The 10,864-nt window shown below is 55.3% G+C and carries 13 protein-coding genes and 1 pseudogene; 8 read left to right on the forward strand and 6 right to left on the reverse strand.

Features of this window, described 5'->3' with window-relative positions; translation table 11 throughout:
* Both QA600_RS22405 and QA600_RS22410 read right to left on the reverse strand, forming a co-directional pair.
* On the reverse strand, window positions 1-998 hold a 998-nt coding region (locus QA600_RS22405), incomplete at its 3' end, for a hypothetical protein (RefSeq protein ID WP_278294155.1).
* Window positions 999-1,167: 169 nt separating this feature from the next.
* Window positions 1,168-1,341 (reverse strand): hypothetical protein, encoded by a 174-nt coding sequence (locus QA600_RS22410; RefSeq protein WP_278294156.1) that lies wholly within the window; start codon window positions 1,339-1,341, stop codon window positions 1,168-1,170.
* A gap of 257 nt (window positions 1,342-1,598) precedes the next feature.
* On the opposite strand from QA600_RS22410, the gene QA600_RS22415 reads away from it, so the two are divergent.
* From QA600_RS22415 to QA600_RS22435, 5 genes are all read left to right on the forward strand, one after another.
* Window positions 1,599-1,967, forward strand: coding sequence for a DUF5805 domain-containing protein (locus QA600_RS22415; RefSeq protein ID WP_278294157.1), 369 nt, complete (start codon window positions 1,599-1,601; stop codon window positions 1,965-1,967).
* Window positions 1,960-3,090, forward strand: a complete 1,131-nt coding sequence (locus QA600_RS22420; protein ID WP_278294158.1) for an integrase — start codon at window positions 1,960-1,962, stop codon at window positions 3,088-3,090. Before QA600_RS22415 ends, QA600_RS22420 begins: the two co-directional genes overlap by 8 nt.
* Window positions 3,083-3,640, forward strand: a complete 558-nt coding sequence (locus QA600_RS22425; protein ID WP_278294160.1) for a hypothetical protein — start codon at window positions 3,083-3,085, stop codon at window positions 3,638-3,640. The genes QA600_RS22420 and QA600_RS22425 overlap by 8 nt, the downstream gene beginning before the upstream one ends.
* Before the next feature lie 116 nt (window positions 3,641-3,756).
* The gene (locus QA600_RS22430) at window positions 3,757-4,557 is read left to right on the forward strand and encodes a ParA family protein (protein ID WP_278294161.1); all 801 of its coding nucleotides are present in this window, start codon (window positions 3,757-3,759) and stop codon (window positions 4,555-4,557) included.
* Window positions 4,554-4,925 (forward strand): hypothetical protein, encoded by a 372-nt coding sequence (locus tag QA600_RS22435; protein WP_278294162.1) that lies wholly within the window; start codon window positions 4,554-4,556, stop codon window positions 4,923-4,925. Before QA600_RS22430 ends, QA600_RS22435 begins: the two co-directional genes overlap by 4 nt.
* 691 nt (window positions 4,926-5,616) lie before the next feature.
* Here QA600_RS22435 and QA600_RS22440 read toward each other — a convergent pair.
* The 3 genes from QA600_RS22440 to QA600_RS22450 all read right to left on the reverse strand — a co-directional run bounded on the left by QA600_RS22440 (window position 5,617) and on the right by QA600_RS22450 (window position 6,878).
* Window positions 5,617-5,802 carry a hypothetical protein gene (locus QA600_RS22440; protein WP_165161539.1) on the reverse strand — a complete coding sequence of 62 codons (186 nt, stop codon included), beginning with the start codon at window positions 5,800-5,802 and terminating at the stop codon, window positions 5,617-5,619.
* Window positions 5,799-6,149 carry a HalOD1 output domain-containing protein gene (locus QA600_RS22445; RefSeq protein WP_278294163.1) on the reverse strand — a complete coding sequence of 117 codons (351 nt, stop codon included), beginning with the start codon at window positions 6,147-6,149 and terminating at the stop codon, window positions 5,799-5,801. Before QA600_RS22445 ends, QA600_RS22440 begins: the two co-directional genes overlap by 4 nt.
* 84 nt (window positions 6,150-6,233) lie before the next feature.
* Window positions 6,234-6,878, reverse strand: coding sequence for a helix-turn-helix domain-containing protein (locus QA600_RS22450; RefSeq protein ID WP_278294167.1), 645 nt, complete (start codon window positions 6,876-6,878; stop codon window positions 6,234-6,236).
* A 191-nt stretch (window positions 6,879-7,069) separates the two neighbouring features.
* Between QA600_RS22450 and QA600_RS22455 the strand changes: the two genes are divergently transcribed.
* From QA600_RS22455 to QA600_RS22465, 3 genes are all read left to right on the forward strand, one after another.
* Window positions 7,070-7,735, forward strand: a complete 666-nt coding sequence (locus QA600_RS22455) for a helix-turn-helix domain-containing protein (RefSeq protein WP_278294164.1) — start codon at window positions 7,070-7,072, stop codon at window positions 7,733-7,735.
* Window positions 7,736-7,772: 37 nt separating this feature from the next.
* On the forward strand, window positions 7,773-8,201 hold the full coding sequence (locus QA600_RS22460) for a hypothetical protein (protein ID WP_278294165.1): 429 nt from the start codon (window positions 7,773-7,775) through the stop codon (window positions 8,199-8,201).
* 364 nt (window positions 8,202-8,565) lie between these two features.
* Entirely contained in the window at window positions 8,566-8,700 is a 135-nt protein-coding gene (locus QA600_RS22465) for a hypothetical protein (protein WP_278294166.1), read from the forward strand.
* A gap of 339 nt (window positions 8,701-9,039) precedes the next feature.
* Here the strand turns inward: QA600_RS22465 and QA600_RS22470 are convergent.
* Window positions 9,040-10,864: pseudogene (locus QA600_RS22470) on the reverse strand (hypothetical protein); the annotation flags it as partial.

The following is a 10,864-nucleotide window of genomic DNA, read 5'->3' on the forward strand; positions in this document are numbered from 1 at the left end:
GGGGTGGTGTCACGCCAGTCTGAGGACGTCCACGAGGTGGACGCCTTCCGTTGGATTTCCTCGTCCATCTCCCACTCCTGAACAACCGCCTCGCCAGCCGGGAGCAGCGACAGGACACGTGACCCGTCTGGTCGCTCGATCCGCTCAGCGAGCCCATGGCGCACCTCTAGACGCTTCGCCGTCTGACGCACCAGCGGAAGGTCATTGGCGTTCAAGCACAGGTCTCGCCGGATCTCCTCATACGATAGGGAACCGCTTGGTGTCCCGGAGAGCGCCCGTAGGATCGCCCCGGACGTATCCGTCGGCTTGATCGAGCCGAGAGCCGCAGCGGCCTCAGCGGACGGGCGACATCCACCCCGTGGGTTACACGCTGATGTCACGTGACCCGCCACCTGATCAGCGTGCTTCTCCTCAATGCACCGCCGCGCCGTACCCGTCGCCACAAGCCTGACCTCGCACGCCGTGGCGAGAGCCTCTAGGAACTCTAGGACCTCCTGGCGCTGCTTTGGTCGCCGTGAGGCGAACGTCGAGGTCAACGTGATCTCTACGGTTGGCGTGACTGACGCCGCCCGCAGGAGCGCCACACCGCCGCCTGTGATGTCTGCCTTCGATGTCCGGAACCCGAGCGGGGTTGTGCCCGTACCTAGTTGACGCGTGACCTCCACGAGGCGCTGGCGGGCGTTCTCGGCGCGCTCGATCCGCTCAGCGTCATTGGCATTGGGATCTTCCTGCGCCCACTTGGTCGCTGATGCGGCCGTCACGGCGACGTCGGCGTACAGGCCGTCCAACGCGTCGATACCTTCTGTCCGGAGTGCTGCTCGTTTCGCACCCTGGGTATCGCCGGGGATCTCCTCGATCGCCTTCAGGAGCGACTCTTCCAACCCGGCGCTGAACAGCGCTTGGTGCAGTTGCGCTACGGTGGGCTCGACCTCCCGGTCGGCGACCCGGACGTCGGCAGTAGGAACTGCTTGAAACCGTAGTTCGAGGGTCGAACTCACCGCTCATCACCCATGAAATGACAAAGATCAACCGAGTCGCGTCGGGTAGTGACGAAATACCTAAAACGCTCGGTGGTGAAGAACCAAACACGGACCACCCGGGCCAAGAGGTGAGTCCTTCTGGGGGCGTGCCACCGCCCCTGGTTCCCTACCGCATGCAGCAGCAGGTTTAGGAGTCACCCCCTTCCTCGTCGAGGTAGGTGATCTTCTTTGCTTCAAACTCAACTAGGGCTTGTCGTCCATCAATCGACAGAGCTTGTCGATGTTCCTTCGGGATCACCAGTCGGCCTTTTTCATCGACCTTTTTGCTGAAACCGATTTTCGGTGTATCTTCTGTACTCATCTTATTCACAATTACGTATCTGGCACAGTAAATACCTATGGGTGGATGGGAGACGCCATTTTGGGTTCAATACACAGAATTAGTTAGCTTTGCGGCCCGTGTATACAGCAGAAACCAAAGTAGAGATAATCACCCCGACGCCGTCCCGCATATCAGAAGGAAACGAAATTCATATGATAGTATGTCCGTGTACAGAGACCGCACTGATTAGATATGCCAGTATTTACCTATAGCCAAAAGAAAGTCATTAACATAGAATGGTCAAAGTCAGTTTCGAAGTACCAGACGAGTGGGTAGAGGCTGCCGATGACATGGACGTCTCAGTGAAAGAATATTGTTCTCGAATGATCCGAGCAGGACGACGCCAGTTCGGGTATGACTACACTCCTAAAGAAACACCAGTTCAACCAAAATCACTCAACATCGATGACACAGCCTCGATGGAAGACGAGCTCAAGGAGTGGGTTTATCGGAACCTTTCAACCACGAAAGGCTACGACGAGGAAGAATTGCTCGGTTTACTTGAAGACGATATAATCGAAGCAGCAGATAACCTCTGTGACGAAGGGCGTGCAAAATACCGCCGGACAAGCGGCGGTTGGCTAAAGGTGGACATTGATGAGTGACTATGGCGATCTCAATTTCGACGATGAATGGAGAGATGAGCCTCTGAAAAAATATCTACGAAAGAAAAAGAAACGAGACAACATTACGGATACCCGGTTTGACGATCTGAGGCGGGCACTCATCAAAGCCCCAGAGAATTCAGACTATCAATCGTGGGATGAATTCCTCGATTGGCAGAATGGACAAACAATCGATGACGCATGGGCATTCCTTGATCAGATGCGAGAAGCAGGCCTGAGTGAAAACACATGTAGGGAATACATGGCGATCATCTCAACATTCCTCTCAAGCTTATTGGAGAAGGGTATTGTCGTCGATTCAAACCCAGCAAAGTACGTACATGATGAGGCGAACTTCGATCCCGAAGAGAAAAATTGGATTGACCGAACACCTAACGAAGTTGGAGAGTATCTCTCTTCAATAGGAGATCCACTGTTCCAATCCGCAGGTACGGTCTTTGTCAAAACTGGCATACGGCAAGGGGAAAACTACAATATCGACCTGCCCTACCTACACATAGACCACCCATCGTACTATGCTCTGCTTGAGAAGCACGATGTAGCCATCCACGAAAAAATAGCAGATCGCCCAGACTCACTATTCATTCCATCTGAACCGACAATAGGTGAAGAATATCGTGGAGAGAAACGACTTCTGGGCAATAAACGCGTGAGACCAACAATTCTTCCCCTCGACGAAGAAACAAAGCATTCACTGCTAAATTGGCTTGCCGTTCGCCCTATAACAGAGTACCCACACCCACTGTGGACCGGAAAGAAATCCTATCAGGGTAGGGAAAGAATTGGGAAGAATGCATTCAAAAGACGGATCACAGGCGATCTTGCAGAGAAACACGGTTTCTATTCCGCAGACTCAAACAAGAAGTTCACCCTCCATTGGTTCCGCCACTTCTTCACCACCAATATGAAGCCGGGTTTTGGACATCACGACCAACACATGGATCCGATAATGATAAAGTATCTTCGAGGCGATAAAAACACCAGCAGCCGCTCAGATAACCAATCAGGAGCAGATATTATGGAAGTGTACACACACGACTGGGGAGATCAAATTCGACAGCCATACCTACAGAATATCTACCAATTTGGAATCTATGACTGAAAACCAGAACAACCCTCAGCCGACACCAGGACCGAATGAACCCGTTCCGGCTTGGGACGAATATCGCCAGTTACGCGAGGCGATCCATGAGTACCTCAATCACGAGCCCGACGACCCAGCATGGAACGACATCTGGCGGGCATTTGGGGCTATTTTAGGCGAGTACCAGCGGGATGCGTTCCTCGAAGCCTTTGATCTCGACGAGCGGGCAGAGACTGCCTGTATTCGCCGCCTCATCACGGGCGAGGACGAATGCCCCCACTCGCCCTTAGAAGCCGACGATGACCCGCAGGGGCCGCCTCACAAGCCACCTGCCAGTGATCACGCGACACTCTGGCTCGATAACGGCGAACCAGCCGTGTACTCGATGCACGTTTACCCCGGAAATATCGAGCGGCTTGATGCTCGTGAACCGCCCCACAACTTGTGGTTCGACCTCTTTGAGTTCGCCGCTGAGTGGGGACTAGAAGTGTCCATCCTCCCGAAGTCTTGGTACAACCTCGGTAGCACAGTTCACGTCATTTTCTACCCGCCAGAACGCTTCCGATAGTTCACACTAACACAAACCCGGTGTCTGACGTAGATTTATATCACCCGAGACACCTGTATGTCACGAATGACTCGTGAAACCCGTATTATACGAGATACACACCGGGTGAGGAACAGATGAGGATTGATGTAGGGATGCAAAAAGGCGGCGTCGGAAAGACAACAACAAGCATCAACCTCGCTGGCGCTCTCGCCAACAGAGGCCACGATGTTCTGGCAGTTGATGCAGATCCACAGGGCGGCCTCACGCTGAAACTCGGACACCGTGAGCAGTATCGAGAAGGAGAATACGCACTGTACGATGTCCTCTCCGAGATGGGGCAGCTCTCCCTCGACGATCTCGACGAGCTGATCGTCCACGGTGAAGAATTCGATATAGTCCCATCTCATATACGGAACTTCCGCTTGGAGAAGCATCTGTACTCCGAGGCCCGTGGAGTTGAGGCGTTGAAGCTCGCTCTTGACCGGCTCACAGCGGACTACGACTACGTCGTGATTGATTCTCCACCGAACCTCGGGCCTCTCGCTGACGGCGCGCTGCTCGCCGCTGAGAACGTCCTCTTCCCGAGTCATGCAAACACGATTGCGAAGGACTCGCTCGAAATCCTCTTTGACGAGATCGATACCCTAGAAGACAAATTCGATGACGTAAGCATTTCGACGGTTGCTGCTGTGCTGAACGAGGTTGGTCGAGATGGTGTCAGTAGCGAGATGCGAGAGTGGTTTGCGGAAACCTTCGGTGAAAAGTACGTATTTCAGATACCGGACTGGGCCGTGGTGGAACATAGTATCGAGTATCGTACGTCGATCTTCGACTATAACCCGGATGATGCAGGGTATCCGTGGGACGCAGAGAAAACAGACGAGTTGCGTGACAGATACAATGAAATCGCAGTACACGTGGAGACCTTATCATGACCGATCCGAAAGACGAGCTCGGTGAACGATTCAGCGAACGGCGAGCAGATACAGAAAAAGAAAATAAAACGGGTAACTCGCATAACACGGGTAATTCAGGTATTTCGAGTAATGCGAGTTCTACAGGTGGTAAACCTGGGCCAGATAGAGATGACACTGCGACTCGTCACCGACGCCAGGTCCCGATGTACCTGCCAGATGAGAAGGCCGACGAACTCAACAAACTCTATGAACGCCTTGACGGCCGATCAAAAGTCGCAGGAGACGGAGCGATCGAGAAACACGCTGATTTCATGGAAGTCCTGGTAGAGTTCGCAGTAGAACATGAAGGAGAACTAGCAGACCGGCTTGGGATCAGCCAAGAGTAAATTGTGGATAGTCAGGATCACACCCCTCAGTGTGAGTGAACTCTATCAGTAGTTGGTAGCACGGTTTTTTATTCAGAGTTCTCCGTGAAACTCGCGGTAAGTACAGGGCAAGCAGTTACCGAGGCAGCTATTGATTTGTCCGAAGCATGCCAAAAGTCCCGTGCTGGATATAGAGGGTGGATGCAGCAGCCGAACACTGTTCGTTTCAGACACTCAACGACGAAGCATCCGTTATGTATGCGTGCGTATCGATCGCTGAGGGTTCTGCCAATTCTGATAGTTGTTCAAGTAGTCGTGCAAACCCAAAGTGCGCATTCAGCAGCAAATCGATTACAGGACCAGGTTACTCGTCATGGTCGTCATCGATCTGTTCATGAAACCGACATACCTCGTCGAATTTCATTCCTCGCCGTACCTTGTCTTCGAACCTGTCGAACTCGACGAACCCCTTATCCGATAATTCGGGAAGGAGGACGTGATGGAGTTCGTAACAAATCGTGAGGTACTCCCCGGAGTTGAGAGTCTCTCCCTTACGAAGAATCGGGTCAGCAGATATCGAACTCTCGTCGAGGAGCGCACGTAATACTCGCCGTTGTTGCGCTGAGAGTACCCGTTTGATGCAATCTTGGTTACAGCGTTCGTCACCCACAGGTCAAGTAGTTGTCACCGATCCGGCCACGCTTGTAGTCGTTCACTCCGAATGCTCGTTCTTTTCGACTTCGGTGACGATCACGTCCCAGTCAGGATGTTCGACCCCATTCCGACATTCGAATCCGCCTTCCACATCGATTCCACTCTCGTAGGCCCTGCGAAGGAGGGCTTTCAGCTCCGCGTTTAATTCTTCCTTCGACGCAAGCGAGGTCTCTTCAGACGTCATCTTGCCTCGCCCCTTTCGTGTTTCTCCACTGTGAGTTCGTGTTCTGGTGTGATGGTGATCACACCGTAGCTGTGTACGGTTATTGCGTGCCCCTCGTGCGTGAATGCAACGTGGGTGTCTCCGTTCGTCCCGTTGCGAACGCGGACGAGCGCATCTAATTCGTCGGCGTCAACAGTGGAATGGAGCGGGTCCAGTTCTACCGCATCAGTGTCCATTACGTCCGCCAGCGTTGCGACAACAGCCATGCTCGCGGGTGTCTTCTCCTGATCAAACTGCGTGCGGACAGTCCCAGATTCCTGAGCGTACTCGACCGCTTCGACTCCAACCCCAGATATCGTTGTACCCATCTAGCCTGATTCTAGGCGTCTGAGTCGGTTCAACAGGGTTACTGATAATACAGCAGGTTTATAACCAAGTCACACTCCGAACGATCACACCGAACTGCTGAGCGTCGCTCCAATGAGACGTCGATGCCCGCGTCGGAGTCGTGAAGAAAGTGATTGCTGGGTGATGCCGAGCTCGTCAGCGATCTCTTCGAGCGACACCTCGCGTGGGGTGTCGAAGTAGCCCCGCTCGTAGGCTAACACCAGCGCCTCACCTTGGGTCTCGGTTAACTCGTAGCCCTCGCTCTGGATCGGAAGCATTGCGTGGACGGCGGTGATTGTTATCGGAATGTCGTTTTCCTGGCAGTACTCTCGAAACTCGCCGATTGTCTCCTGACTCTCGCCGCGCACCTCGAATCGCCACTCGTCTTTCGTACCGATTCCGGAGAGCACGACGACGTTGGCCTTGGCCAGCGCGCTCAGGATGCCGAAGTACTCTTGTTCCCACTCGGCACGCATGAGATACTCGTCTTCGATGCTATCGACCATTCGGATGTTGCTCACGCCGGCGTGTTGTTCGAACTCAGCTTCGATGTCCTCCGTTTCCACATCGCGTACCCAGAAGTAGGGGATAATCAGCGTCTGGTGTGGAATCAGCCGCTCCAGTTCGACCGTCACACCCGGCAAGTTTTTGAACACACTCCCCAGTGGGAACTCCGCTGTCGGACTCGTAAACTCCATCACAGTCGCCATGCGGAATCCTTCGTCTAGCAGACAAATAACCGGCATGGGTGGTGTATCATGGCTTCGAGACGAGCCAACGCACAGTTGTTGGCCGGGATAGTGTATGCTGCGAGCGGGGAGTCCGTTTGATACCCGGAAGGCCATGGTACACCATGTCAGCTCCTTTTGTACGACCGGGCAATCTAGTCGCACAAGCGAGCATGAGTGTAATAACGGAGATTCGCATCCCATCCGATGCTTTTGAACTCGGGCAAATCCTCAGTCTCGAGGATGCGTCGGCAATCGAACTCGAAACGCTCGTCCCGAGTGGGGACGTCACCGTGCCGCTCTTCTGGATCTACGAACCGGTCGAAAACGGCTTTCTCGAAGCCGTCGAACGCTATCCAACTGTCAACACCGTCACAGAGGTGGACGTGTTCGACGACAGGACGCTAATCAGGATCGACTGGGATGCGAGCCAGGACCACCTTTTTCAGTGCATCTTGGAACACGACGGGCAGATACTGGGTGCGACTGGATCGTCGGAAGGGTGGAATTTCGAGATACGGTTTTCAGACCGCGAGACATTGAGTCAGTGCCAGACCTGTTGTGAGGACGCGCACATCTCTCTGGAGCTAACCCGCATATATAATCCGACGGACCCTGAGGCCGGTCCGTGGTACGGCCTGAGTGAGCCCCAACGAGAAGCGTTGACGCTTGCCATTCGAAGGGGATACTACGACATTCCACGAGGGTGTACGACCGCAGAGTTAGCTGACGAACTCGGAATTTCCGATCAAGCAGTGACGGAGCGACTGCGTCGTGCCATTGGGACGTTCGGGAGGTACGCACTTCTCACGCCCGAGTCAGCAGCGGAAATGAACTGACTGTTTCCATTATGCACCATGGGACAGAGCCAGGCAGATGGGACTACGCTATGTGAGTATGGATGAGAGTCGAGAGCTGGGGACACGTGATATACAGTCAATTGATGAGGGTACCGGTTCTTCGGGGCGTGAGAGATCGCTCTCCCCCGATACGATTCTGTCGGCAATAGCGAACGAACACCGACGCGCCACCCTCAACGCATTGGACAACGCTTCTGAGAAGACACTGGAATACGATGCGCTCGTAGATCGCGTTGCAGACCGGGTTCGGAACGAAGACCCGAGACGGGAGTCAGACGAACACCAACAACGCGTCCGAATCGCACTTCACCATACTCATCTTCCAAAACTGGAGGAGGCTCGGATAATCGACTACGAGGCTGAAACGGGGCACGTCCGGTTTGTTGGCAGTGAACTGGAACAAGATCTCCTGACGTTGGTCGAGCCGTACGAGGCCTACAAGTGACAGAATATCGGATCGATTTCTCCTCCGTTCGACCTAAATCAGCCGTATTGTACGAATATGTATTGTTCGTCGTCTTCATTCTCTGTACTGACCGATTTGACTGACCCAAATTGAAAGTTGGTCCGATACTGTATTCGCGCGCTTTATTCAGCAGACTCTGTCCTAACTACCGAATAGCTGTCAAAAGTGGCGTGCAACATCCAGAGAGTGGATGCAGCACGCTCATCTCGTTCTTTCCACTCACGATTCGCTGAATCAGCCGAAAGAAAACGTGCTTATTGACCAAAGATAGAACCCGGTATTGATTGGCAATTTCTATTGGGTTTGATACATATTTTTGTGCTTTTGTCAGTAGAGAGAATATATGGCAAAGCTCAGCCAAGAGTGCAAAGAACATCTTGAAGCAGCACTAGAGGAGGAAAGTCCTTCTGAGAAAGATTACTATATTCGGCAGGTATTGCAAGCGTGCGGTGTCGAAGATATCCCTGAAGCGCAGTAACTACTTCGCCTGTACTGAGCGTTCGACTCTTCGCGCAGATCGCGCTCTACCGAGTGCCACATTCGCGCCCTATATTCAGCACAATACTACGAACCTCACTTGAACCTGATAGAACGCTTGCTGGTCACTAAGCATACGTAGTTACCGAATCGCCTGTTTCAGTTTCAGGTGCGAAACTGAATAAAGAAAACGCACTACTATCTACTGCTATTGGACTTACTCACCGGAACGTGAACTCTCTGTCTTGATCTCTTCATTCTCATGGTTCTGAAACATCTCCCCCGACAGGTTGGCGCGAAAAGCCCTCTCGCAGCCTGTCGGAGGTTTTTGGGAGTCGTGTCACGCCGTCGGGAGCGCCGTCTGAATGTGCGGCTCGGCCCCCATCGTCACCTCCGTTGGCGGGACATCCAAGCCGGGCCCGCTGCTGGCGCAGATCAGTTCCCAGATCGGGCCCACCCCCAGTGCCTCGATCGTACCGTCGACGTCCGTCGGGTCCGGCGGCCACTTCCCGGAATAGGCGAAGCGCTCCACCGCCCCTTTCGCCTCCGCCTCCAAGTCGAACACGAGCTCCATCAGGACATCCGTCGGGTGCCTCTGACTCCGCTTCAGGCCCCGCTCCGGCTCCTCCGTAAGGAACCACGGCAGGACCTCTTCGACGTCCCGGTGGCGCTCGCTCCTGAACGGCAAACATACCCGCCAGCCCTCGGCTACCTCTTCGACCACACCGACGTCGGCCAGCGTTTGCCGGTGATTGCTCCACGACTGAGCGCTGCATCTTTCGGCTCGCCTTGCTAGCTCGGCCTGCGAGATCGGACGGTCCGCCCGGAGCAGCGCCGAGACTCCCGATCGCGCCGACGGTTTGGCCTCCGGGAGGATCCGATCCTCGTCGAGAACCCCTAGTGCCCGGCGGACCTCATCCAAGTGAATTGCCCGCCGCTGATCCTCTGGTTCGAGCGCCCGGTTCAGCCCCGCGGTTACCGCGTAAACGTCGCTTGTGAACCCGTGCAAGACATCTATCGCCTTCCGCGTCGGTCGCAGGTTCTTTGTCCGGAGGATCCGCTCGGCCGCTCGGGCCGTCGCCGATCGGGACGCCTCCTGAATCGGGATCCGGACACCGAACTCGGGAGCATCCGGGTGGAGATCTCGCGGCCCCTTCAAGTGCTCCGCCAGCTCCTCTTCGAGTTCCGGCAGCCCATCGCCCACGAGAACGACCGATCCGATCATCGACCCCACCGTTTCTCCCGGCTTTACCCGTGGGTTCATGGCCGCAGAACGCTTCTCCTCCCGGTCTTCGTACAGTTGACGGAACGCCGTGAAGTGACCGAACCGGCTCTGAATCGCCGCCCCCGTCGCTACCGTCTTCGCTAAATCTCTCCGGTTCCGGTCCCGCGAGTAGTTTCGGTCGAAGTCCGGTACCCGGATCTCCCGGACGACGTCCACGCCCAGCAGGTCGAGCAGGTGTACGATCGTTCCGGCCAGCCCCAGCGCGAACCGCAGGATCTCGCTCCGCTTCTCGTTCTTGTCGTCGTACTCCTCGGCGTGGTACTGGCTCGTCTTGTCTAACAGTTCCTTCCTCGCCTTGCGGAGTCCCTGAACGAACTCCTCCACCGTCGCGTCGTCCGACAACCACCCGATGCAGCGGGCGTCCCGCAGCAGGTTCCGGTCGTCAGTCGTCAGCCCGTCCAAGTCCTCACCCAGTCGCTCCTCGGTGAGAATCTCGCTCAACGTTTCCTCCGACCCCAGCGCCCGCCCTAGCGCCGTCCACACCTGCATCGGGTTGTAGTATTCTGCGCCGACGACCAGTTGGTCCTGGTCGGCGTCGTACGACCACCACGGCCGGCGGCCGTCGTCGTCGCGCTCGATCGGCGCGTCCACGACTGCGATCTCCCCGTCGGCCGCCGCTCCCGCGGCGGCCTCGTGCCGGTCTCGGGGCATGTACTCCACGTTCACCAGTCCCTCAGCGTAGTCGGTGTCGTCGGTCGCCTCGGCGGCCTCTCCATTCGGCCGGTCTGCGGCGGCCGCAGGCCCTGCTGCACCTGCGGTAATCTCTTCGGCGGGGCTGTCAGCGGTTGTTTCAGCGGCTGTTCCGGCGGTTTCTTCTGGGCCCGTTCCCTCCCCCCCATCTTGAGCGGTCGGGAATACACGGCATGGCAGCAGAATTTTG

Origin of the sequence: Natronococcus sp. A-GB1 (assembly GCF_029688845.1) — an archaeon.
Taxonomy (GTDB): domain Archaea; phylum Halobacteriota; class Halobacteria; order Halobacteriales; family Natrialbaceae; genus Natronococcus.